Origin of the sequence: Pedococcus sp. 5OH_020, from assembly GCF_027812955.1 — a bacterium.
In the GTDB taxonomy this organism is placed as follows: domain Bacteria; phylum Actinomycetota; class Actinomycetes; order Actinomycetales; family Dermatophilaceae; genus Pedococcus.
On record NZ_JAPYZV010000005.1, the window covers coordinates 294,258 to 316,151 of the forward strand.

Sequence of the window (21,894 nt, forward strand, 5' to 3'; positions counted from 1 at the left end):
CGGCCTCGAGCCATGCCAGGCTTCAGAGCGGCGGCAGCCCGATGGAGCCGCGGACAGCGTTCTCCAGCTGTGCCGACCGGTCGTGGGAGTCGAGGTACGCCGTGACGAACGCCAGGGCGTAGCCCCCCTCCTCGCTCCACCAGCCAAGGCTGCCGCCGAGACCGCCCATACCCCACCCGTCGGGCTCGATCGCCACCCCGAGGCCCCACTGCGCCGGCGAGCCCGTCACGGCGTCCACGCCGGAGGCTTGGACGGTGGACAGCTCGTCGACGAGTCCGCGCGGCAGTATGTCGCCACGGGCCAGCCCCCAGTACAGCTGCGCTACCGCCCGGGCAGTCACGTGGGCGTTGACGGCGGGCACCTCTGCGGCCCGCCACGCTCGGGAGTTGACCAGCCCGGGGTCGGCCACGCCGGGCGGGTTGCCGAGAGCTGCGGCGCGCAGTGGTCCGCCCCCATCGCCGGGAAAGCCGGGTGCCGGGACGAGGTCTGCCACCCGTGACTGGTCCTCTGGTCGCACCCCGACGTGAAGGTCCAGGCGGCGGGGCAGGCACACCTCGTCGCGCAGGAACTGTCCGAGGCTTCGCCCATCGACCCGGCGCACGAGCTCGCCGAGCAGGTGCCCGTAGAACAGGGGGGACTCCCCGACGGCGGAGCCTGCCGCCCACGCGGGCTCCTGCTCCGCCAGACGGCCGCACAGCTCCTCCCAGTCCAGGAACGCCGATGCGGGGGCTGGCCGCTCCAGGGCGACGAGCCCGGCCGAGTGGTCGAGGAGCTGGCGCACGGTGGCCTCGCAGCGCAGCTCCGGCCAGTAGGTGGAGGCCCGCGCGTCGAGGCCCAGGCGGCCACGGGCCACGAGGAGCAGCACGCACACCGCCGTCAAGGGCTTGGACACGGAGTACGGCATGACGAGAGTGTCGCGGTCCCAGGACCGCGTACCGGCGGCAGCCCCGCCCCAGAGGTCGACGACCAGCCTGCTCTGGTGCCAGACCGCGACCGCGGCCCCGGCCGGGTCCCGTCCCTGGATCTCCGCGAAAGCCTCGCCGACGCTACGGAAGGCCGGGTCGCAGGTGCCGTCGGTGGGTGACACGGAGGGTCCTTTCGGTCTCGAGTCGCCGCCATACCGGCGTACGCAGCACCGTACGGCCGGCGGGCTCCCGAGACGCGGTCCTTTCGGCGCATTGGGGTATCAGGCCGCGTCGACGGCTCTCCTCCCGATGACGCGATCAGCCGACCCACCCTCCGCCGTTCGTCGGGACGGTCCGGCTCATCGCCCGATTAACGGGAGCGCCCGCGAAGGCGTTCCATGGAGGCATCACCACGATCTTCAGAAGGGAAGCCCGATGTCCGACCACACGCACGAGCAGTCCAGTGACCCGGTGGCGGCGTGCACCGTCGACGCGGTCCACCGACGCGACCACCATCACGGTGGCGAGGAAGCGTGCCACCCTCACCTCATCGAGGTCGTGCACCTTGGCCGGCGAGCGGTCGCGGTGTGCCACGACTGTGGTCTGGACTCCGGCTTCGTCGCGCAGCGCGACGCCGACCGGCTTGCCACGGCTCACCGTGACGAGACGGTCGCGACCCTGTACAGCGGGTACCGGGTCTTCCTTTCGGACGTCGCCTGACTCCTGGGCCCTCACGGAGGCCCCCGATCCGGGTCGGCGCAGCCGTATGCCGCCCGCTCGAGCGAGGGGGCGGCATACGTCGGTAGGGGTGGCCGGTCTACGGCGACGTCGGGTCGGCGTAGTGCCCGCCGAAGATGTCGCTGTTGCCGAACGTCGCAGGACAGGACGCGAGGACGTCAGGTGCGTGCAGCGGCGAGGCCGTGTACAGCGATGCGCGGTACGCGTCGATAGCAGGACAGTCAGCCGCCTGCCGGACGTCGTTCCACACCCCCACGACCCCGTTGTCCGTGGCTGCGGCATACACGTAGTCACCGAGGAACTCGTCGGTGAGGGCGTTGGCGCTGCTCCCCCGCGGGTCCCCTACCGTCCCGCGGTTCACCGTGCTCCAGCCGGACGGCACTCCGTCGATGACGTCCGCGTGGAGGACCTCCCCGACCAGGCCACGGGGGCTGGTCGTGTCGTTCCGGTACGGCGTCGTGAACGAGTTGTGCACGACGTACAGGTCCCTGCCGTCCGGTGACACGGCCGGCGCCGTGTACACGGGTCGGTCGCCAGGCGTGGTCGGGACGGCCTCCGGCGCAGACCACGTGGCACCGCTGTCGCGGGACCGGGTGATCAGCAGCTGCTCGTGGTTGAGGCCCGCGCGTCCGTCGGACCACGTCATGAAGATCTCGTTCGTGGCGGCGGTGCCGCTGGGCGCACCGTTGGCGATGTCCGTGCTGGGGCCTACTGCAAGGTCGGTCCGGGCGCCGCCGAGACCGTCCATGACGGGGCGGCCCTGCACGGGGTCGAAGACGCCCGGCGAAACGGCGGGGGCGACGGTGGTCGGCCCCGCGAAGTGCGCACCGCCGTCGGTGGAGCGGTACATCATCTGCACCGTCCGGCCGGCCCGCGTGCCGACGCCGAACACGTAGACGGTGCCGGCGCTGTCCGTGCGCACCGAGCAGCCGTCGGCTTGGGCGTTGTTACGGTTGTCGCTGGCCGGACCCACCTGCCGCACGGTCCACGTCACGCCGCCGTCACCGGAGCGCGCCAGGGTGAGGGGTGTGGGCAGCGCCTGCCCGCGGGAGTTGCTGCGGAACGACGCCCAGCACACGTAGACGTTGCCGAAGAACCGGCTCGAGGACGCGTTGTCCGCCCAGATCTGTTCCTTGTCGGAGAACGTCGTCGACGAGTGCTTGGAGATGACCGTCGGGATGCTCCAAGCTGTGGCGTCGCCCGCCGCGGCCGCCGCGACGTCGTCGACCCGCGAGACGGCGATGGCCTCGAACCCCTTGAAGGCAGCCTGCGGTGCGGGTCCTTCTCATGATGCCTCCGACGGGATCCATGCCCCCCGGGGCAGCCCGGGAGACCCAACTTTCGAAGACAACACCCGCCAGGCTGGTGACACATCCCCCTTGTGGCGTACCGGGTAGGCAGCGGGACAGAGCCCGCCGCACCGACCCGAGACGCCGTGTCCTAGGGCTCTTCCGTCAGGCCCCGCTGGGCACGGTCCGCAGCCTCCGACGATCCTTCCGGCAGTGGATCCGTCGCCGGGGGTACGTCGTCCGGCGCGTAGTCGATGAGCCCTGCCTCGACGCGCTCGCGGTCGACCACCCTGGCCAGGGCATCGTCATCCAGACGCTCCGGCATGCCGGCGTGCCCTTGGCGGATGGGTGTGGGGAGGGCGTCGTTGTCGTCCTCCACGACGTCGTCCAGGGTGGGATGTGGCTCGGGCGACGGCTGTGTCATGGCGTTCCTCTCGGTGGGGTCGGATGAGGTGGGTCGGGCGACCAGGTCGGTTCACGCGGGCCCCTACCCGGGGGTGGCTGCGCTCATGCACCGGGGAAGACGTTCGGTCAGTCCTTCACGACCCGGAACGTCGCCAGCTCCGGGTCGGAGGCGTCCGGGATCGTCATCCCTGCCGCCAGGCCGGCCCGCAGGTACTCCACGACGGCCCGGTTGAAGCGCTCCCCGGGCAGGATCGCCGGCACTCCGGGCGGGTAGGGGCTCACCATCTCGGCACTCACCCTCCCCACCGGGTCCTCGACCTGCTCCGTCGCAGCGAAGAACGCCTCTCGTGGCCCCATGACCTGCTCGAGGTTGAGCTCCTCCAGCGCAGGCACTGCGGGCGCGGGACGCCTCTCGCGGGGAGGCTCCGCGGCCAGCGCCTTCAGCGCCTGGAAGAGGTCCGTGATCGCGGCCTCCTCGTCGGCATACGTCAAGGAGAAGACGACCCTGCGGGCATCGCCGAGCTGGGCCGCGATCTGTCGCTCCGAAGAGAGCCACTCCTTCGCCTGGTATCCGGTGATCCCCAGCGCAGAGACATCGACGCACAGCTTGAGAGGGTCCCACTCGGTGACGCCCTCGCACCCCAGGATCGACTCGTCGTCGACCACGAGGCCCTCCACCGACCTCAGCTGGTCCCGAAGCTCGCCCGCGCGCTGCAGGGCCCCGTCGATGAGCTCCTTCCCGTTGAGAGCCAGGTGACGACGCCAGCCGTCGATCGACCCGTACACCAGGGCCGACGGGCTCGTCGTAGTGATGAGATCGAGCCGCAGTCGCAGGTCGACAGGGTCGACGAGGTCGCCGCCGACGAGGATCATCGACGCCTGGCACAGGCCACCGTCCGCCTTGTGGAGGCTCTGCACCGCGATATCGGCGCCGGCCTGAACGGCAGCGGTAGGAGGGTCGGGATGGAAGCCGAAGTGGCCACCCCAGGCTTCGTCGACCATGAGGGGCACGCCCCGTGCGTGGCACAGGTCAGCGACCTTCTTCACGTCGGCGCCAGTGCCGTACTCGGTCGGCGTGATGAGCAGCACGGCGTCGATCTCGGGGTGGTCCTCCAGGGCTCGGGCCACTGTCTCTGCGGACGCCGGGTGCGCCACCTCACGCTCATGGTCCCAGGCCGGCCGCAGCCAGACCGGGTTGGCCCCCGCGAGGATGAGTGAGGCGACGACCGACTTGTGGACGTTGCGGTCCACGAGCACGGTGCTGCCGGGCCCCGCGATCGTCAGCAGCCCTACATGGATGGAGATACTGGAACCGCACGTGGTGAAGATGGCCTGACGGGCGCCGACGGCTTCGGCGTAGAGATCCTCGGCCTCTCCCACCGACGACTTCGCCATGATGACATCGGCCTCGAAGGTGGACCGCGACAGCACCCGCGCAGTGTGGGAGTCGATGCCGCGACCGAACCGGTGACCCGGTAGGGAGAACGAGTACAGGCCTTCGTCGCGGATCTGCTGGATGGTGTCGAGTACGGGGGTCGCGTCCTGGCGGTTCTCCATGCCGCTCTCTTACCCAGCGACCGGGCCGCATCACCCCCAGGGTGCCGTTCCCGTGGAGAAGGCCCGGACCGCGCACAGGTGGTGATCGACAACCGCTCTCAAATGCCGGGCGTTTCAGACGCCGCCTCGGCGGTCTCGTGGTCGGTGGAGAAGTGGCACAGGTTGCCGGGCAGCGCGACTCACAAGGCCGACGTTGCCAGCAGGTCCGCGCAGGCGCGCGCGATCTCCAGCTCCTCGTCCGCAGGGATGACGAAGGCCGCCAGTCGGCTGTCCACGACGGTGAGGCGTCGCTCAGGCTCGGACGCGCGCTCGTTGGCGTCTGCATCCAGCTCCACTCCCAGCGGCTCCAGCCCACCCAGCACCTCGGCCCGCAGCTCGGGACTGTGCTCACCGATCCCCCCGGTGAAGACGATGGCATCCACGCGGCCCAAGGCGACGGCATACGCCCCGATGTACTTGCGGATCCGGTAGGCCATGACGTCGAAGGCGAGCGCCGCATGAGCGTCGCCGGTGGCGCGACGTCGCACCACCTCGCGGAAGTCGGTGGTGCCAGCCAGAGCAGCAAGCCCACTGTCGTGGTTCAGGGCGTCCTCGTACGCAGCGGGACCAAGGCCCGCGACACGAGCCATGAACGCGCCGAGCGACGGGTCGACGTCCCCGGACCGGCTGCCCATGACGAGCCCCTCCAACGGGGAGAGCCCCATCGAGGTGTCGATGCTGCGTCCGCCGCGGACCGCGCACGCGCTCGCCCCGTTCCCGAGGTGCAGCAGGATCAGGTTCGCCTCCGTTCCGGCCAGCCCCAGCAGTAGCGCAGCCCGACGAGCGACGTGCGCGAAGGACGAGCCGTGGAAGCCGTAGCGGCGCACCGCGTGCTCATCACGCCAGGCGGTCGGCACCGCGTACGTGAACGCCCTCGGCGGCAGGTCGGCGTGGAACGCGGTGTCGAACACGGCGACCTGGGGTGTTCCGGGGAACGCGTCTCTCGCGGCCGTGATCCCGGCAAGTCCGACCTGGGTGTGCAAGGGGGCCAGCGGCGCCAGCGCCCTGAGGTCCGCCATCACCGACTCGTCGACGGCAACCGGTGCGTGGAACCGGTTCCCGCCGTGGACGAAGCGGTGTCCCACCGCTGTCGGGGCTCGATGCCGCAGGCTCGGCCAGCGCTCAGCCAGGTCGCGGAAAGCCTCACGCAGTGCCGAGTCATGGTCGGCGGGGCCTTCGCCACCGATGTCCTCGAGGTGTCCGTGCACGTCCTGGCCGTCGTCCAAGGCCGCGCCCAGGCGGTAACGCACCGACGACGAGCCGACGTTGAGGACGAGAAACGTCCCCGTCACGGCTCCAGACCCTGCCACGTCCAGCCGGCGATCTCCGGGAGGTCGGCCAGCTCCTGGCGGATGTAGGACTGGTGCGCCGCCAGGCGCTCGTCACACAGCCGGCCGAGGTCGTCCCAGCCAGCCACCCGCCGGTGAGCGCGGCGCAGGACCTCCTTGGCGAGGTGGAAGCGGCTCATCCGGTTGAGCACGACCATGTCGAACGGTGTCGTCGTCGTGCCTTGCTCGCTGAAGCCGCGCACGTGGAACCGTCCTGGGTTGCTTCGCCCGTGGATCAGCTGGTGGACGGCCCTCGGGTACCCGTGGAAGGCGAAAACGACGTGGCGGTCGGCGGTGAAGAGGTCGTCGAACCTGCTGTCCGTGAACCCGTGCGGATGGTCGTTCTCAGGCAGCAGCGCCATGAGGTCGACGACGTTGACGAACCGTACGGCGAGCTCGGGGACATGCAGGTGCAGCAGCTCGACAGCCGCCAGCGCCTCTTGGGTCGGCACGTCACCGGCGCAGGCCAGCACGACGTCCGGGGTCACCTCGGATGGGCAGGTGCTGGCCCAGTCCCAGATCCCGGCGCCGTCGGCGCAGTGCCGGGCCGCGGCCTCGTACGTCAGGTACTGCAGGTGCTGCTGCTTGTCGACGACGATGAGGTTGACGTGGTCGGTGCTGCGCAGGCAGTGGTCGGTGATGGACAAGGTGGTGTTGGCGTCCGGGGGAAGCCATACCCGGACCACTCCGGGCGCGAGGGGGAGCAGGCAGTCGATGAGGCCTGGACCCTGGTGCGAGAAGCCGTTGTGGTCGTTGCGCCAGCAGGTCGAGGTGAGCAGGACGTTGAGCGACGAGACCGACGCTCGCCACGGCAGCTCCTGGGCGTGCTGGAGCCACTTCACGTGCTGGACGGCCATGGACGCCGACACCATGGCGAACGCCTCGTACGTGGCGAAGACGCCGTGCCGACCGCTGAGGAGGTATCCCTCGAGCCAGCCCTGGCACAGGTGCTCGCTCAACACCTCCATGACCCTGCCGTCGGGTCCGAGCTGTCGGTCAGTGGGCTCCAGAGGCCCCATGAAGCAGCGGTCGGTGACCTCGAAGACCGACTGGAGCCGGTTGCTGGCCGTCTCGTCGGGACAGAACAGCCTGAAGCTGCCGCCGCCGTCCTCGCGGGTGGTCGCCGAATACACGTCGCGGATCAGCTCCCCGGTGGGCTTCGTGTTCTCGACCCAGACCCGCCCAGGCGCCGGCACGTCCACCTGGTAGTCGGCGACCTCCGGAAGTGCTAGCTCCACGCGCAGCCGTCCACCGTTCGCATGCGGGGTCGCCGACAGGCGCTTGTCGCCCTCCGGCGCCAAGGCCCGAAGCTCCCGGACCAGACGGCCCTGCTCGTCGAACAGCTCGCCGGGGCGGTAGGAGCGCATCCAGTCCTCGAGCATCGAGAGGTGCTGAGGGTTGTCCGCGAGTCCCGCGAGCGGGACCTGGTGGCTCAGGTTCGTCCCCTCGACCTGTACCCCGTCCACGGTGTGCGGACCGGTCCAGCCCTTGGGCGTGCGAAGGATGATGGCCGGCCACGCGTGGCGGACGGGTTCGCTGGGTCCAGGCCTTCCACGGGCGTCGTCCTGAAGGTGGCGAATCCGTTGATGTGCCTCCGACAGGGCCCGATGCAGGCCAGGGAAGACGGCCACGGGGTCGTCACCGGCTACGGTCACCGGGTCCCATCCCTGGCTGCGCAGGTACGCCTCGACGTCCTCGTCGTCCGTGCGCCCGAGGACCGTAGGCCCGGAGATCTTGTAGCCGTTCACGTGGAGGATCGGCAGTACCGCACCATCGCGCCGCGGGTTCAGGAAGCTGGGCAGTCGCCAGGAGGCCGCGAGGGGACCGGTCTCAGCCTCACCGTCACCGATGACGCACGCCACGACGAGGTCCGGGTTGTCGAAAGCCGCCCCGGCCGCGTGGACCAGCGCATACCCCAGCTCGCCTCCCTCGTGGATGCTGCCGGGGGTCTGCACGCTCACATGGCTCGGGACGCCGCCCGGGGAGGAGAACTGCCTGAAGAGCGCACGGAGGCCGTCCTCGTCCTCACCGATGTGCGGATAGATCTCGGAGTAGGTGCCGTCGAGCCAGCCGGCCGCCACGAGCGCGGGTCCGCCGTGCCCCGGACCGGTGATGTAGAGCCAGTCACTGTCGGTCTCGCGGATCACCCTGTTCACCAGGGTGTAGACCATGGAGAGGCCGGGGCTGGTGCCCCAGTGGCCCAGCAGGCGCGGTTTGACGTGTTCGAGGCGTAACGGCTCACGCAGCAACGGGTTCTCTCGCAGGTAGATCTGTCCCACGGTGAGGTAGTTGGCGGCCGCCCACCAGCGAAGGTCCAGCTCGAGTGCTTCCGTGTCGTACGACACCGCCGCGGTCTGCGTCATGCGCCCCATCCCAACAGATGCAACGGAGGCTGACCAGGGCCTGAGGTCCCGCCATGACGAGGCGCTCGCGGCGGGGACGGTGCTGGTGGCGGGCACGGTTGGAGACGCTGGGGCGACGCGAGATCGACGGGCGGGATCGACGGGCGGGATCGGGACAAGCAAGGGTCCGTCCCGGCCGCTGTTGTCGCGCTGCTCAAGGACGGCCCAGTCCCAGGATGCCGGCCTCCTCCCACAGCTCGTCGCGCACCCGGGGGTGCGCGGCCCTGTCGATGAGGGCGCGGGCCTGGGCCTCCTGGTCGTTGCCGAACAACGGCGCGATGCCGTGTTCCGTGACGACGGCGCTGGGTTGGAAGGAGGTGACCGGCTCGTCGAGCAGCGGCACGATCGTGGACACGTCGGCTTTGGGGTGCCAGCTGCGCAGTGCCAGCAGAGCCTGGCCGCCGCCGGCGTGGAGGGCGCCGACGATGAAGTCCGTCTGCCCGCCGTAGCCCGAGTGGATCCGGCCATTGACACGAGAGGCGTTGGCCTGGCCGTAGAGGTCCACCTCGAGGGCTGTGTTGATGCTCGTCATCGCAGGGTTGGCGGCGATCAGCGCGGGGCTGTTCGTCTTCTCGGTGCGCAACATACGGATCCGGGGGTTGCGGTCCACATGGTCGTAGAGCTCCGCGGAACCGAAGCAGAACGATGCCGTGACCGGATGGTCGGCGTCGAGCGAGCCGGCGCGCTCCAGGGTGAGCAACCCGTCCGAGAACATCTCCGTCCAGATCCGCAGCCCGCGACGGGACGTGAGCCGTCCGATGGCCGCGTCCGGCACCGCGCCGATGCCCATCTGGAGCGTGGCGCCGTCCTGGACCAGACCTGCGACCTGCTCCCCCACCACGTGGCTGGCGTCGTCCGCGACTGACGCCGCTGGAGGGGACGGCAGCGCCTCATCGACCTCGACAGCCACGTCGACGAGGGACGGGTCCAGCAGGGCGTCACCGAAGGTGTACGGCATGCGCTCGTTCACCACCGCCACGACGAGCCCGCCGCGGGTGCGACACGCCTCGATCGCTGCAGGCAGCACGTTGACCTCGATGCCGAGACTGAGCATCCCGTCCCGCGCCGGAGCACACTGCACCATCACGACATCCGGAGGTCGCAGGGCCGTGAAGAGCAACGGCACCATCGACAGGCGGCAGGGCAGGTACTCCAGCCCGCTGTGCCGGCGCATTCCCACACCGACGAAGGGAGTCTCGGCGACCACGCCTGGGCGGTCCGGGACACCTGGGCCGGCGTTCAGCATCCAGACCCGGTAGGCCGGGAGCGCGCGGTCCAGCGCGGCGACCGCCTCCCAGGGTGTCGCGGCGTTTCCGGCGACCACGACACGAGGAGCGTCGGGAAGGCTGGAGAGCAGCCGCTGCAGCTGGTCGAGGGTGGCTCGCCTCACGCGTCAGCCGCGCGTTCGAGAGGGGCACCGGCCACCGCGTCCTCGATGACGACTCCACGGGCTCCCGGAGCGGTAGCCGCGATCGCGGCGGCCAGTCGCGCCTCCCGTCCGGCCTCCACGCCGCGAACCGTGATCACGCCCCTCACCACGCTGGCTGACCAGCGGGTGCGCTCGAGGTCGGCGAAGTCGCGCACGACGTGCAACCAGATCTGGGCGTCGTTGGTGGACAAGGCTCGGATGACGTCACTGCGACTCACCATCCCTACGAGCACGCCGTGGTCGTCGACGACGGGCACGCTCTTCCAGCCGGTGTCAGCGAGAAGCTGAGCCACGTCCGAGGCGTCGGTGCCCTCCTGGGCCGTGACAGGGTCCGGCGTCATGACGTCGGACACCAGAGCCGGCCAGGGCGCCTCGGCGAGCTCCTGGCCGACAGTCGTACGCAGGTGTGCTCGCGGGTCCGCGGACAGGTACAGGCGCAGGACGTCTGCCTCGGAGAGGATTCCGACGACATGGCCGGCTGCGTCCACGACCGGCAGTGCGGAAACTCCTCGCTCCGCGAGTATCCGGACGGCGGCGTCGAGAGCGGAGCCTTCGCGGACGACGGCCACCTCCCGGGTCAACAGCTCACGAACCAGCATGGCAGCCCTCCTCCTTACCGCTTGGGTGCTTACCGTGCCAGGTTCTCGCCAGACGTCCGCTGGCGGCAGGGTCGAAGGTCCCACCGCTGCACCGTGCGGGCCGGGACTTTCTCCTCTGACGCGCAAAGGCCCCAGCGAGGAGGGTGAAGGCGATGGAGAGAGGTGGTCGCGATGATGGGCTGGGGATACATGGGTCCGGCCGGGTGGTTCGTCATGGTGCTGGGGTGGTTGTTCGTGCTCGCGGGCCTGCTCCTCGGTGCCTGGGCGCTCGTCACGGTGCTCGACCGGGGCGCCGGCTGCGTGCGGTCGGGAGCCAGTCCGCAGGAACCTTCGCCGCACACATTGCCACGGACAGTGCCACAGTCAGTGCCACAGTCAGTGCCGCAGTCACCGCTCCAGACGCCGGCGGAGGTGGAGGTACAGCTGCGGTACGCGCGTGGGCAGATCGATGCGGAGACACTCGCTCGGCAGCTCGCCGTACTCCGAGGCCGCTGACACCCGGTGGCAAAGGCGACCCTCCCCCTAGTGACAGGCCAGAATGGTTGCCATGTACGTCCCCCACTTCAACGCCCTAGAGGACGAGCCGGAGATCCGGCGCATGGTCAGGGAGATCGGCTCTGCCCAGCTGGTGAGCGTCGGAGCCGACGGCTACCCGCTCGCGACGCTGCTGCCGGTGCTGTGGGAGGGCGACACCGTCATCACGCACATGGCCCGGGCCAACGAGCACTGGACGCACATCGCAGACGGCGAACCATGCCTTCTCGTCATCACGGGGCCCCAGTCGTACGTCTCGCCCACCTGGTACCCCAGCAAGGCCGAGCACGGTCGGGTCGTACCGACCTGGAACTACTCCGTGGTCCAGCTCACCGGACGGGCCAGGGTCCATGAGGACACAGGCTGGCTCCGGCACGCGGTCGACGACCTCGTGGCACGACATGAGGCCCATCGCCCCGATCCCTGGAGCACCCTTCAGGCGCCGGCGAAGTACATCGACGGGCAGCTTCGGGCGATCGTCGGCGTCGAGGTCACCGTGGAGCAGGTGCAGGCCAAGGCCAAGCTCAGCCAGAACCGGTCGCCTGCCGACCGTCACGGAGTCGTCGACGGTCTTCGCGAGGAGCCGTACGTCGGCGCTTCCGAGGTCGCCGAGCAGATGGCTCGCCAGCTCCCTGACGCCGACGCCTTCGACTCCAAGGCCGCCGACGCGTGGCCTGTCGCCGAGGCGTGAGCCGCTGGCCCCGGCCGCTGGGCGCCTACCAGCCGGGGTGCTGCCGGCACGCCGATGCGAGCGGCTCGTCGATCGTCGCGAGGACCTCCGGCGTCGGGCGGCGCCCAGACACCACTGACGCGGCGCAGGCCATGGCCAGCGCGCCGGAACGTCGTGGCGAGAGTCCGGCGAGCAGGCCGCGGAGCAGTCCGGCGGTGGCCGCATCCCCGGCTCCGGTGGTCGTCGCCACGCGAGTCACCGGGTAGGGCGCCACCCACTCCCGCACATCGGCCCAGGCGTCCGGCGCGACGAACCCCCGTCCGGCCGTTCGCAGGCGGGTGCGGCCGGCCGTGCGCAGGAACGCTCCGCGTGGCCCCGCTGACAGCAGGACCACGCCGGCGCCCCAGTCGAGCAGCATCTCGGCCGCTCGCTCCACGCTGGCGTCGTCCTGACGCGCTGGCCCAGTGTGGCCGGGCAGCGCAGAGATCAGGTCGTCGACGCTCGGAGTGATGACGTCCACCTCGCTCAGGGTGGCGCGGAGGATGCTTGCCCAGTCGAGCTGGCCCGCCAGCGACCCTGGGTCGAGGACCGCCAGGTCGACCGACGTCGTCACCCCGGCCGTGCGCAGCCGGCCGAGCATCCCTCGCCACGGCGCGGCGTCGTCCGCCACGAGCGCCGGAAGCAGGTTGGGGTAGCCGACGTGGACCAGGGCCAGGTCCGGCGTGGGCTCCACTTCGCTGCCGTCGAAGTGGGCATTGCTTCCGACGTGATGCCAGAACGTGCGGTCCGAGTGCGGGGTCTCGAAGACGAGGCTGTACGAGGTGGCGCTTCCCCCGACCCGCCTGAGCCGGGGTGTCATCCCGGTGCGCGTGGCGATCAGCCGCTGAAGCAGGATTCCGAGGTCGTCGTCCCCCACCGTAGCGACGACGTCCACGGGGACACCCAGCTCGACGAGGTCACCCCCGGTGTTGCCTGCGCTGCCTCCGAGACGGACCGAGAGGGGACCGACCTCGAAGAGCTGTCCGGGGTCGATCCGCTCGTGGCCACTGAGCCCGGCAATGAGGTCGACACACAGATGTCCGGTGACGGCGACCCGGGCCAATGCACCTCCCCGACGACGACGACCGACCAGAGTGCCTCATCGTCCCCGAAGGATGCTCGGTTGTCGACGTTCGTTGTCCTACGCTGCCTGTCATGAGTGACTGGCTGAGCGGTCCCCGGAGCCTGGGGAAGCTGCGGTCGCTGACAAGGATCGCCACACAGGACGGGTTCATCGCGACGCTTGCCATCGACCATCCCGAGAACTACCTCGCGATGATCGACCCCGACTGGCGGCGGGTCACCTCGGCCGAGGTGACCCGGAGCAAGCTCGAGCTGGTCGCCGCCCTTGCCCCCCATGCGAGCGCGTTTCTCGTCGACCCGTTGTGGTCGCTGGCGCAGGGCATCGTGACGGGCGTGATCCCCAGGGACACCGGGATCATCACGGGCATCGAGGCGCTGAGCTACCAGGCCGGCGGCGGCTTCGGGACCACGACGCAGCTTCGGGATCGATGGACCGTCGAGAAGATCAAGACGCTCGGGGCCGATGCCGTGAAGCTGGTCGTCTGGTGGCGTCCGGACGCGGACGATGCGGACGAGATCCGGCGGATGGTCTCCAGCGTTGTCGGCGACTGCGAGCACCACCAGATCCCGTTGGTCGTCGAACCCCTGTGGTACCCCCGCGACGGCCAGGACCCGACCGGTCAGGGTGCGCGCGAGGAACGGGTCGACGTGGTCGTCGGTGCCGCGAAGGAGTTCGTCGAGCTGGGCATCGACGTCCTGAAGTCCGAGTTCCCCGGCGACCTCGTGGACGCTCCCGGCGACACGACCGGCGAGGAGGCGTCCGCCCAGGCGGCGCGCGCCATCGACGCGGCGTGCGCAGGAAGGCCGTGGGTCATGCTGTCGGGTTCCGGCACGTACGAGGTGTTCCGGCGCCAGCTGGCCATCGTGGCGGAGGCCGGAGCCTGCGGGTTCATGGCGGGCCGGGCCATCTGGACGGGCGCCGTCGGCGGCCCCGAGGAGCGGCGCCGCGAGGCGGTCCTGCGCTGCCAGGTCCGCCTGGACGAGTGTCAGTCCATCCTGCGTGCCCACGGCCGCCCCTGGCGGCAGGCTCCGGCGATGGAGGAGGTCGCGGAGACCCTCACGGCTGGCTGGCACGAGCGCTACCTGGAGCCCTGACCCACCCCACCCAGGGGCGCTGCTCGAGCTCGCCGCCCCTGTCGCGCTCCTCCTGCTCATCGTCGCGATCAGCGTCGTGATGCTTGGCCGGGCGGAGGACCCTGCCACACTCGAGCCATGGCGGCATCTGACGTTGACGGTTACCTCGCCACTGTCGAGGAGCCCAGCCGCGACGCGCTCGGCAGACTCCGCCACAGGATCCTGGCCCTGGTGCCCGACGCCGAACAGTGCCTCTCCTACGGTCTGCCGGCGTTCAAGGTCCAGGGCAGGACAGTGGCCGGGTTCGCTGCCTTCAGGAACCACCTCAGCTATCTGCCCCACAGCGGCACTGTCCTTCACACCCTTGCCGAGGACCTCAGGCAGTATGTGGTCACCAAGGGCTCGTTGCACTTCACCGCCGACGCGCCACTTACGGACGATCTGGTCCACAGGTTGGTCACCACGCGGATGCGTGAGCTGGGCTTGTCACTCCGCACCGGGGCTGACTGATCTCGTCCGTGGTCCCGCTCCCCCACCTGCCCCACAGCGGCTCCTGGGGTGGGGGACCCAGGAGCCGCTGTGGACGCTGCTCAGCCGACCGCAGTCACGACGAAGCTGACGAAGTGGTTGTCGCTTCCATCTGCGCTGCGAACGGTCAGCTGGACGCTTCCGTCACCGGTCAGCGGCCCACAGCGGTTCTCGTCGATGATCATCGCGCCGCCCGGGACGAGCGCCTGGACCATCGGGATGGGGCACCGGTTGCCGACCCCCGCGCCTGATGGGAAGGTCCCGGCAGGGATGTGGATCTGCCACTGCCCGGTGGCCACATGAGTCACCGTGAAGGCAGCCGTTCCGGACCAGATGGCGAGGGTCGAACCTTGGAACTCCCCGGCGAAGGTCTTGGGAGCATTCACACCCGCCGGGCCCTGAGGTCCGGCCGGACCCGTCGCACCCTGTGGGCCTTGGGGTCCCTGAGCCCCAGCCGGACCAGGCTCGCCCTGCGCACCTTGGGGGCCCTGAGGGCCCTGAGGGCCCTGAGGGCCCTGCGGTCCGGTCTGGCTCCATACGAGGGTCTTCTCGTGGACGCGGCAGGCCTGACCCGCCGCTACAACGCGGACGTTCCCGTTCGTGGTGTTGTAACAGGCGTGGATGGTGCCGTCCGACCCCGGGATCAGGCCCGCGGCGTACGCCGTCCCGCCGGAGATGCCGAGGGCGACGACCCCGGCCGCGGCAAGCGTGGCTGTCTTCTTCGTGATGCGCATAGCGGTCCTCTCAGAGGGGGTGCATGAAAGACGCAGGAGTGCGAGCTCGAGCCTGGAATGCTCTGCTCAGAAGGGGATCGCGGGTGGTAGTCGCGCGATCTGTCGACAAGGCCTTCAGAATGTCTCGCTGGGCACGGATGCGTGCGTTATTTGTCATTCCTTGACGTTTGGGCGTGGCTGATGGTGCGAGAGTCGGTTTTCGGCGTATTCCGCGCTGTGATGCCGCCGCCGACCTGCGGCTCCGATGACTTCCGGCCCGCTCGCAGGTCTGTTGTGGTGACCGTCGCAGGGATCCGGGCGACGGCGCGGACACGAGACACTCGGAGGACAGCATGAGCACCACCTCGGACGACCCGACCACCTCGGACCACCGGAGCAGCGTGCTCCCCGGCCGACCGCCGATCGTCGACCGCGCAACGTGGCAGACGGCCAGAGACGAGCTTCTGGTCCGCGAGAAGGCCCACACTCGCGCGGGCGACGCGCTCGCCGCAGCCCGCCGACGGCTGCCAATGGTGGAGCTCGACGGGACCGTCGAGGTGACCGGACCCGACGGCCCTGTCCCGTTCCTCGACCTGTTCCAGGGCCGCGACGAGCTCATCGTCTACAAGCACATGTGGTACGACGGCGCGCCGCACCAGGGGCAGTGTGAGGGCTGCACCACGACGGCCTGGCACCTGAAGGACGCCGTCTATCTCAACGCTCGCGGCGTCTCCTTCGCCGTCCTGACTTCAGGCTCCTGGGACGAGGTGGCTGCCTACGTCGAGTTCATGGGCTACACCCAGCCCTGGTACTCGGTGCGCGACGTGGAAGCGCCCGTCGGCGAAGAGATGGGCTGCATCGTCAGCTTCCTGCGCGACGGCGAGCGCGTGTTCCTCACCTACTCCACGACGGGCCGAGGCAACGAGGTGGTCAACGGCTCCCTCGCCCTGCTCGACATGACGCCCTACGGTCGCGGCGAGGCGTGGGAGGACAACCCGGAGGGCTGGCCCGTGATCGGCAGTGTGCGGGAGGGACATCCCGCCGACGGGGGCCAGGCCTGCTGGTACTGGCGCTCGGACGCCGACGGGGTGGCCACCTGGGGCCCGACAAGCCGCCCCGTCCCCCAGTGGACCCGCCCCGGGGCGGCCCCCGTCGAGACGCTCGGCCGCCAAGGTCACGACCACTGAGGCGCTCGCCTGGCCGGCGCAGGGCTGGGAGGGCGCTCCCCGGTCAACCGCGTCGACGCAGGTAGCGGTGTTCGGGGCGACCGGTGGCACCGTACGCGAGGTCCAGGTCGAGCAGCTGCTTCTTCACCAGCGTCGCGAGGTACCGCTGCGCGGTCGGCCTGCTGGCACCCAGGATCTCGGCCACCTCCGCAGCACCGACCGACCCGTCCGCCGTCGTCACGATCTCCAGCACCCGAGCCATGGTGGGCTGCAGCGACTGCGTTGCGGAGGCGCGCCGGGAGGGCGTCCCGCGAAGGCTGAACAGCGTGTCGATGGTGGGCTGGTCCGCCTCCGGTGCCCGGTCCACGCGCTCGGCCCACGTGCGGTACGACTCGAGCTGCTCCCGGAGGGCGGCGAAGCTGAACGGCTTCACCAGGTAGTAGAACGCCCCGAGCTGCATCGCCGTCCGGACCGAGTCGATGTCGCGGGCCGCGGTCACGGGGAGGAAGTCGGGCACCGGCTCGCCGGACGCGGCGATCCCGCGCATGAGGTCGAGCCCCGAGAAGTCAGGCAGGTACATGTCGAGCAGCAGCAGCTGCGGGCGAGTCGACGCCACGAGCTCCCTGGCCTCGCCACCGGAGTGCGCCTCACCGACAACCTCGAACCCTGGGAGGCGCCGCACGCTCAGGGCGTGGGCATGTGCGACGTGGTAGTCGTCGTCCACCACCAGGACCCGGATCATGACGCCGCCATCATGACGCGACCTCCCGCACCCGCATCGGCAGCACGACGTCGAACCGGGCGCCCCCCGGCGAGCTGGCGGTGATCGTCCCGCCGGCGCGAGAGACGAGGCGGTGGACCAGGGCAAGGCCCAGCCCACGCCGCATGGCGCCACGCGGCTCCTTGGTGGAGTAGCCGTCGACGAACACGTCCTGGAGACGGTCCGCGGGTATGCCGGGACCGCTGTCCATGACAGACAGCCGAACCGTTGAGCCGCTGACGCCGAGGCAGACCGTGACGGTCCCCCGCGGGCTCCGTCCGCTGGTCGCGGGGTCGTCTGCCACCGCATCCACCGCGTTGTCCACGAGGTTGCCGAGGACTGTCACGATCGGCAGGTCCCCGACCTGGTCTGCGGCAAGGCGGCTGCTGGGGTCGAGCGAGAGCACGACGTCCCGCTCGGCAGCCACGGTCGTCTTGGCCACCAGTAGCGCTGCCACCACAGGGGATCCGACCCGCGCCCGGATCTCCTCGCTCGCCATCGCGGTCTCGGACTGAAGCTGGGTGCTGTAGCGCGTGGCCTCCTCCACCTCGCCGAGCTCGAGCAGAACCGCAAGGACGTGAAGACGGTTGGAGAACTCGTGCTCCTGGGCGCGCAGGGCGGTCGACAGCCCCTCCATCGAGTCCAGCTGGCGCAGCAGCGCCTCCAGCTCCGTCCGGTCGCGGATCGTCACGACCCAGCCCGTGCTCCTGCCTCCGACCGCGACAGGCATGCGGTTCAGGACGAGCAGATGCTCGTCCGTGACGGCGACGAGGTCCGACCCGGTGACCTCTCCGGTGACGATGCGCTGCAGGCGACCAGGCGCCAGGACCTCCTCGACGCGCTGACCCAGCGCAGCGGACTCAAGCCCTAGGAGCCGTCGGGCCTCGTCGTTGAGCACGTTGATCGCGCCCTTGGCATCGACCCCGAGTACGCCCTCGCGGACGCCGTGCAGCATGGCTTCGCGCTCCTGCATGAGCGCGGCGATCTCCGCCGGCTCCACCCCGAACGTCACCCGCTTGATGGCTCTCGCGAGGAGCAACGAGGCCGCCACCCCGAAGGCGAGCGCGATGGAGCTGTACGCGACGATGTCGAGGACCTCCGCCTTGAGCCGCACGCTGACCTCGGACTCCAGCAGGCCCACGGAGACCTCCCCCACTGCGCGGCCCGAGCCGTCGAGGACCGGCGCTCGTGCGTTGGCCGACCTGCCGAGGCTGCCCTCGTCGATGCCGGTGTGGACCTTGCCGTCGAGCGCCGCAACCGGCTCCTCGATGCGACGGCCGACGAGCGCCGGGTTCGGGTGCGAGTGGCGGATCCCGGCGCGGTCGATGATCACGACGTATGACGCACCGGTGCCGGCCCGGACGCTCTCGGCCAGCCGGTTGAGCGTCTTGCCTGGGTCGCCGTCGGTGAGCGCGCGGGCGACTGCCGGGTCACGGCCCAGCGTGGTGGCGATCGAGGCCGCCTGCTCGGTGGCATGGACGTCCGCCATCCGGGTGGTCAGGCGCGTGAAGAGTGCGAACCCGACCGCCAGGGTAACCACGACGATTCCGAGTACTGCCACCAGGATGCGCGACGCGAGCGTCCTGGCGAGCCGCGGCATACCTCTCCTTCGACCACACCCCAGGCCGGGGCACCGGCCGGCGACCACGGTGGCGCCGCTCCCAGCATGACTGAGCAGATCGCACAAAACCATCTCTATCGCGGCTATCTCTCCGAACGAGCACAACGGTTCCGGGCGTGGCCCGCCGCTCCTTACGGTGACGCAACTCAACGAGGAGAGAGGTCGGGCCAATGGCGGCCATCGAGCTGAGAAACGTGACCAAGAAGTTCGCCACAGCGGACGGCGGGACCTACACCGCGATCAAGGACCTGTCGCTGACGGTCGAGGAGGGCCAGTTCTGCGCCGTCGTCGGTCCCACCGGCTGCGGCAAGTCCACCACCCTGACGCTGGTCTCCGGTCTGGAGCGCCCGTCGCGTGGAGAGGCGCTCGTCCACGGTGAGCCCGTGCGGGGCATCGACATCGAGACCGGCTTCGTGTTCCAGCAGGATGCCGTCTTCCCGTGGCGCTCGGTGCTGGACAACGTCGCCGCCGGGCCTGTCTACCGCGGTGCCGGCCGCTCCGAGGCGACCCGGCTCGCACGGGACTGGCTGCGCCGGGTGGGGCTCTCGGGCTTCGAGGACCGCTACCCGCACCAGCTGTCGGGCGGCATGCGCAAGCGGGTCGCCCTGGCGCAGTCGCTCATCAACCAGCCCCGCGTGCTGCTCATGGACGAGCCGTTCAGCGCCCTCGACGTCCAGACCCGCGCGATCATGTCGACCGAGCTGTTGCAGCTGTGGGACCAGACGAAGCCCGCGGTGGTGTTCGTCACCCACGACCTCGAGGAGGCCATCGCCCTCGCCGACAAGGTGGTCGTGATCACTGCCGGGCCTGGGACGGTGAAGGCCGAGTTCGAGATCGACCTGCCGAGACCGCGAGTGGTCCAGGAGATCCGTTTCCAGCCGGCGTTCACGCGCATCTACGAACAGGTGTGGGAGGCCCTTCGGGCCGAGGTTGCCGAGGCGTACGCCCGCACGACCCGCGTGGCGGAGCTGGCGTCATGACGGACCTGCACACGCCCGTGACGCCGAGTGCCCACCCCGCACCTCTCGGCACTCCGCCCGACGAGGTACAGCCCGCAGAAGCCAAGTCCGGTATGGCCGCCGCCCGGCGGCGGCGGGTCGTGATGGCCGGCCTGCGCGTGGGCATCGTCGCCGTACTGCTGGTGACCTGGCAGCTGTGCGTCAACGCCAAGCTGGTGGACCCCTTCTTCTGGGGCGAGCCCTCCGGCGTCTGGGCGTCGCTGCGGGACTGGGTGACCATCGGCACCCCGCAGGGGTCGCTCGGGGACCAGATCCTCGTCACCCTCGAGGAGGCGGTGCTCGGGTTCGCCGTGGGCTCGGTCCTGGGTGTCGTCTGCGGCATCGCGTTGGGGCGCGTCCGCCTGTTGGCAGAGCTGTTCGGCCCGTTCCTCAAGGCGGCCAACTCGATCCCGCGCATCATCCTGGGCTCGATCTTCACCGTGGCGTTCGGCTTCGGCATCCAGTCCAAGGTGATCCTCGCAGTCGTCCTGGTGTTCTTCGGCGTCTTCTTCAACGCCTTCCAGGGCGCTCGTGAGGTCGACCGGAACCTCATCGCCAACGCCAGGCTCCTCGGCGCCTCCCGCTGGCGCGTCACGCGGGACGTCGTCCTCCCCTCCGCGTTCACCTGGATCCTGGCGAGTCTGCACATCAGCTTCGGCTTCGCGCTCATCGGTGCGCTGGTCGGCGAGATCCTCGGAGCCAACCGTGGCTTGGGGCTGCTGATCCGCTCGTCGCAGAACAACTTCGACATGAACGGGGTCCTGGCCGGGATGGTGCTCGTCGCCGTCATCGCCCTGACCGCCGAAGCCCTCATCACCCTCCTGGAGCGCCGCCTCCTGCGCTGGCGGCCTCCCCAGACCCACGGAGGGGCAGCCGTCGAGTGAGCCACGGCCGCCAGGACGGCATACCCGCATTTCCCCGGCACACAGCCAAACCCGTACTCAGTAGGAGAGCTCAATGAACATCACACGTCTCTGCGCCGCCGGCGCCGCATTGCTTGCATCCACCACCATGGCGGCCTGCGCCAACAACGCCGCAGGCGTCCAGTCGTCCTCGTCGAAACCCGCCGCCAACGCACCCACCGTCACCATCATGGTGGGCGGCATGAGCAAGCAGATCTACCTGCCGTTCATGCTCGCCAAGGAGCTGGGGTACTACGAGAAGGCCGGAGTGAACGTCAACCTCATCGATGAGCCGGCCGGTGGGGACGCCACCCAGAACATGCTGGCGGGCCAGGTCCAGGGAGTCGGCGGCTTCTACGACCACAACATCGCCCTGCAGGCACAGGGGAAGTCGTCCGAAGCGGTGGTGTCGATGCTTCAGATCCCCGGTGAGGTGGAGCTCTGCCGCAGCGACCTCAAGGGAAAGGTCACCAGCCCCGCCGACTTCAAGGGACTCTCCCTCGGGATCACGGACACTGGTTCCTCCACCGACTTCCTCACGCAGTACCTCACCAAGAAGGCGGGCGTCGACCCGGCCGCCACGACGCGCAGAGGCGTCGGCGCCGGCCAGACCTTCATCGCCGCCATGAAGCAGAAGGCCATCGCGTGCGGCATGACGACGGAGCCCACGGTGTCGCAGGCCCTCTCGGACAAGACCGCCTTCATCCTTCTCGACATGCGCACCGCAGCCGGCTCGAAGGCGGCGCTCGGCGGCACCTACCCCGCCACGTCGCTGTACATGCAGACCGAGTGGGTCAACAGCCACAAGGACACCGTGCAGAAGCTGGTCAACGCGTACGTCTCCACGCTGACCTGGATCCAGGGCCACACCCCCGCGGAGATCGCCGACAAGATGCCGGCCGACTACTACAAGGGCGTCGGGAAGCCGGCCTACATCCATGCGCTGACCAGTGAGAAGGGCATCTTCAACCCGACCGGCCTCATGCCGGAGGACGGCCCCAAGACGTGCCTGGCCGTGCTGGGCGAGTTCAACCCCAAGGTGCAGGGGAAGTCGATCGACCTCACCAAGACCTACACCAACGAGTTCGTGAGCGCGGCGACGCCCGTCAGCTGAC

The 21,894-nt window shown here is 69.9% G+C and carries 21 protein-coding genes; 9 read left to right on the plus strand and 12 right to left on the minus strand.

Annotated elements, in window-relative coordinates; all coding sequences use genetic code 11:
* Positions 1–22 precede the first annotated feature (22 nt).
* Entirely contained in the window at positions 23–1,087 is a 1,065-nt protein-coding gene (locus PHA84_RS11315; protein WP_270888204.1) for a serine hydrolase domain-containing protein, read from the minus strand.
* A 253-nt stretch (positions 1,088–1,340) separates the two neighbouring features.
* On the opposite strand from PHA84_RS11315, the gene PHA84_RS11320 reads away from it, so the two are divergent.
* Positions 1,341–1,625 carry a hypothetical protein gene (locus tag PHA84_RS11320; RefSeq protein ID WP_270888205.1) on the plus strand — a complete coding sequence of 95 codons (285 nt, stop codon included), beginning with the start codon at positions 1,341–1,343 and terminating at the stop codon, positions 1,623–1,625.
* 97 nt (positions 1,626–1,722) lie between these two features.
* Here PHA84_RS11320 and PHA84_RS11325 read toward each other — a convergent pair whose 3' ends face one another.
* From PHA84_RS11325 to PHA84_RS11355, 7 genes are all read right to left on the minus strand, one after another.
* Positions 1,723–2,721 carry a sialidase family protein gene (locus PHA84_RS11325; RefSeq protein WP_270888206.1) on the minus strand — a complete coding sequence of 333 codons (999 nt, stop codon included), beginning with the start codon at positions 2,719–2,721 and terminating at the stop codon, positions 1,723–1,725.
* Positions 2,722–3,083: 362 nt separating this feature from the next.
* A complete protein-coding gene (locus PHA84_RS11330) occupies positions 3,084–3,356 on the minus strand; it encodes a hypothetical protein (protein ID WP_270888207.1) in 273 nt (90 codons plus the stop codon).
* Between the two features lie 107 nt (positions 3,357–3,463).
* The gene (locus PHA84_RS11335) at positions 3,464–4,894 is read right to left on the minus strand and encodes an aminotransferase class I/II-fold pyridoxal phosphate-dependent enzyme (RefSeq protein WP_270888208.1); all 1,431 of its coding nucleotides are present in this window, start codon (positions 4,892–4,894) and stop codon (positions 3,464–3,466) included.
* A 179-nt stretch (positions 4,895–5,073) separates the two neighbouring features.
* Positions 5,074–6,225: an acetate/propionate family kinase gene (locus tag PHA84_RS11340; protein WP_270888209.1), complete on the minus strand. Its 1,152-nt coding sequence runs from the start codon at positions 6,223–6,225 to the stop codon at positions 5,074–5,076.
* Positions 6,222–8,624 carry a phosphoketolase family protein gene (locus PHA84_RS11345; RefSeq protein ID WP_270888210.1) on the minus strand — a complete coding sequence of 801 codons (2,403 nt, stop codon included), beginning with the start codon at positions 8,622–8,624 and terminating at the stop codon, positions 6,222–6,224. Before PHA84_RS11345 ends, PHA84_RS11340 begins: the two co-directional genes overlap by 4 nt.
* Before the next feature lie 193 nt (positions 8,625–8,817).
* The gene (locus PHA84_RS11350) at positions 8,818–10,053 is read right to left on the minus strand and encodes an acetyl-CoA hydrolase/transferase family protein (RefSeq protein ID WP_270888211.1); all 1,236 of its coding nucleotides are present in this window, start codon (positions 10,051–10,053) and stop codon (positions 8,818–8,820) included.
* Positions 10,050–10,691, minus strand: a complete 642-nt coding sequence (locus PHA84_RS11355; protein ID WP_270888212.1) for a CBS domain-containing protein — start codon at positions 10,689–10,691, stop codon at positions 10,050–10,052. The genes PHA84_RS11350 and PHA84_RS11355 overlap by 4 nt, the downstream gene beginning before the upstream one ends.
* A gap of 171 nt (positions 10,692–10,862) precedes the next feature.
* On the opposite strand from PHA84_RS11355, the gene PHA84_RS11360 reads away from it, so the two are divergent.
* Both PHA84_RS11360 and PHA84_RS11365 read left to right on the plus strand, forming a co-directional pair.
* Positions 10,863–11,186, plus strand: coding sequence for a hypothetical protein (locus PHA84_RS11360; RefSeq protein ID WP_270888213.1), 324 nt, complete (start codon positions 10,863–10,865; stop codon positions 11,184–11,186).
* A 52-nt stretch (positions 11,187–11,238) separates the two neighbouring features.
* Positions 11,239–11,916, plus strand: a complete 678-nt coding sequence (locus PHA84_RS11365) for an FMN-binding negative transcriptional regulator (protein ID WP_270888214.1) — start codon at positions 11,239–11,241, stop codon at positions 11,914–11,916.
* 25 nt (positions 11,917–11,941) lie between these two features.
* Here the strand turns inward: PHA84_RS11365 and PHA84_RS11370 are convergent, their stop codons facing one another.
* Positions 11,942–12,997: a carbohydrate kinase family protein gene (locus PHA84_RS11370; RefSeq protein WP_270888215.1), complete on the minus strand. Its 1,056-nt coding sequence runs from the start codon at positions 12,995–12,997 to the stop codon at positions 11,942–11,944.
* A 92-nt stretch (positions 12,998–13,089) separates the two neighbouring features.
* Between PHA84_RS11370 and PHA84_RS11375 the strand changes: the two genes are divergently transcribed.
* Complete coding sequence (locus PHA84_RS11375; protein WP_270888216.1) at positions 13,090–14,112, plus strand: tagatose 1,6-diphosphate aldolase; 1,023 nt, start codon at positions 13,090–13,092, stop codon at positions 14,110–14,112.
* Between the two features lie 117 nt (positions 14,113–14,229).
* Positions 14,230–14,601 carry an iron chaperone gene (locus tag PHA84_RS11380; protein ID WP_270888217.1) on the plus strand — a complete coding sequence of 124 codons (372 nt, stop codon included), beginning with the start codon at positions 14,230–14,232 and terminating at the stop codon, positions 14,599–14,601.
* 80 nt (positions 14,602–14,681) lie between these two features.
* Here PHA84_RS11380 and PHA84_RS11385 read toward each other — a convergent pair whose 3' ends face one another.
* A complete protein-coding gene (locus PHA84_RS11385; RefSeq protein ID WP_270888218.1) occupies positions 14,682–15,353 on the minus strand; it encodes a hypothetical protein in 672 nt (223 codons plus the stop codon).
* 332 nt (positions 15,354–15,685) lie between these two features.
* On the opposite strand from PHA84_RS11385, the gene PHA84_RS11390 reads away from it, so the two are divergent.
* Entirely contained in the window at positions 15,686–16,519 is an 834-nt protein-coding gene (locus PHA84_RS11390) for a DUF899 domain-containing protein (RefSeq protein WP_270888219.1), read from the plus strand.
* A 43-nt stretch (positions 16,520–16,562) separates the two neighbouring features.
* Here the strand turns inward: PHA84_RS11390 and PHA84_RS11395 are convergent, their stop codons facing one another.
* Together PHA84_RS11395 and PHA84_RS11400 are read right to left on the minus strand one after the other, a co-directional pair.
* On the minus strand, positions 16,563–17,240 hold the full coding sequence (locus tag PHA84_RS11395) for a response regulator (protein WP_270888220.1): 678 nt from the start codon (positions 17,238–17,240) through the stop codon (positions 16,563–16,565).
* 10 nt (positions 17,241–17,250) lie between these two features.
* On the minus strand, positions 17,251–18,858 hold the full coding sequence (locus tag PHA84_RS11400) for an ATP-binding protein (protein WP_270888221.1): 1,608 nt from the start codon (positions 18,856–18,858) through the stop codon (positions 17,251–17,253).
* A 191-nt stretch (positions 18,859–19,049) separates the two neighbouring features.
* Between PHA84_RS11400 and PHA84_RS11405 the strand changes: the two genes are divergently transcribed.
* From PHA84_RS11405 to PHA84_RS11415, 3 genes are all read left to right on the plus strand, one after another.
* Positions 19,050–19,859, plus strand: a complete 810-nt coding sequence (locus PHA84_RS11405; protein ID WP_270888222.1) for an ABC transporter ATP-binding protein — start codon at positions 19,050–19,052, stop codon at positions 19,857–19,859.
* Positions 19,856–20,761, plus strand: a complete 906-nt coding sequence (locus PHA84_RS11410; RefSeq protein WP_270888223.1) for an ABC transporter permease — start codon at positions 19,856–19,858, stop codon at positions 20,759–20,761. Before PHA84_RS11405 ends, PHA84_RS11410 begins: the two co-directional genes overlap by 4 nt.
* Positions 20,762–20,834: 73 nt before the next feature.
* A complete protein-coding gene (locus tag PHA84_RS11415) occupies positions 20,835–21,893 on the plus strand; it encodes an ABC transporter substrate-binding protein (RefSeq protein ID WP_270888224.1) in 1,059 nt (352 codons plus the stop codon).
* Position 21,894: the final 1 nt, after the last annotated feature.

What these genes read in the sequence shown, in the direction of transcription:
- PHA84_RS11415 (WP_270888224.1), top strand. Translation starts at nt 20,835, where the DNA reads ATGAACATCACACGTCTCTGCGCCGCCGGCGCCGCATTGCTTGCATCC.
- PHA84_RS11320 (WP_270888205.1), top strand. Translation starts at nt 1,341, where the DNA reads ATGTCCGACCACACGCACGAGCAGTCCAGTGACCCGGTGGCGGCGTGC.
- PHA84_RS11395 (WP_270888220.1), bottom strand. Translation starts at nt 17,240, where the DNA reads ATGATCCGGGTCCTGGTGGTGGACGACGACTACCACGTCGCACATGCC.
- PHA84_RS11345 (WP_270888210.1), bottom strand. Translation starts at nt 8,624, where the DNA reads ATGACGCAGACCGCGGCGGTGTCGTACGACACGGAAGCACTCGAGCTG.
- PHA84_RS11405 (WP_270888222.1), top strand. Translation starts at nt 19,050, where the DNA reads ATGGCGGCCATCGAGCTGAGAAACGTGACCAAGAAGTTCGCCACAGCG.
- PHA84_RS11365 (WP_270888214.1), top strand. Translation starts at nt 11,239, where the DNA reads ATGTACGTCCCCCACTTCAACGCCCTAGAGGACGAGCCGGAGATCCGG.
- PHA84_RS11355 (WP_270888212.1), bottom strand. Translation starts at nt 10,691, where the DNA reads ATGCTGGTTCGTGAGCTGTTGACCCGGGAGGTGGCCGTCGTCCGCGAA.
- PHA84_RS11400 (WP_270888221.1), bottom strand. Translation starts at nt 18,858, where the DNA reads ATGCCGCGGCTCGCCAGGACGCTCGCGTCGCGCATCCTGGTGGCAGTA.
- PHA84_RS11380 (WP_270888217.1), top strand. Translation starts at nt 14,230, where the DNA reads ATGGCGGCATCTGACGTTGACGGTTACCTCGCCACTGTCGAGGAGCCC.
- PHA84_RS11360 (WP_270888213.1), top strand. Translation starts at nt 10,863, where the DNA reads ATGATGGGCTGGGGATACATGGGTCCGGCCGGGTGGTTCGTCATGGTG.
- PHA84_RS11385 (WP_270888218.1), bottom strand. Translation starts at nt 15,353, where the DNA reads ATGCGCATCACGAAGAAGACAGCCACGCTTGCCGCGGCCGGGGTCGTC.
- PHA84_RS11410 (WP_270888223.1), top strand. Translation starts at nt 19,856, where the DNA reads ATGACGGACCTGCACACGCCCGTGACGCCGAGTGCCCACCCCGCACCT.
- PHA84_RS11330 (WP_270888207.1), bottom strand. Translation starts at nt 3,356, where the DNA reads ATGACACAGCCGTCGCCCGAGCCACATCCCACCCTGGACGACGTCGTG.
- PHA84_RS11375 (WP_270888216.1), top strand. Translation starts at nt 13,090, where the DNA reads ATGAGTGACTGGCTGAGCGGTCCCCGGAGCCTGGGGAAGCTGCGGTCG.
- PHA84_RS11390 (WP_270888219.1), top strand. Translation starts at nt 15,686, where the DNA reads ATGAGCACCACCTCGGACGACCCGACCACCTCGGACCACCGGAGCAGC.
- PHA84_RS11335 (WP_270888208.1), bottom strand. Translation starts at nt 4,894, where the DNA reads ATGGAGAACCGCCAGGACGCGACCCCCGTACTCGACACCATCCAGCAG.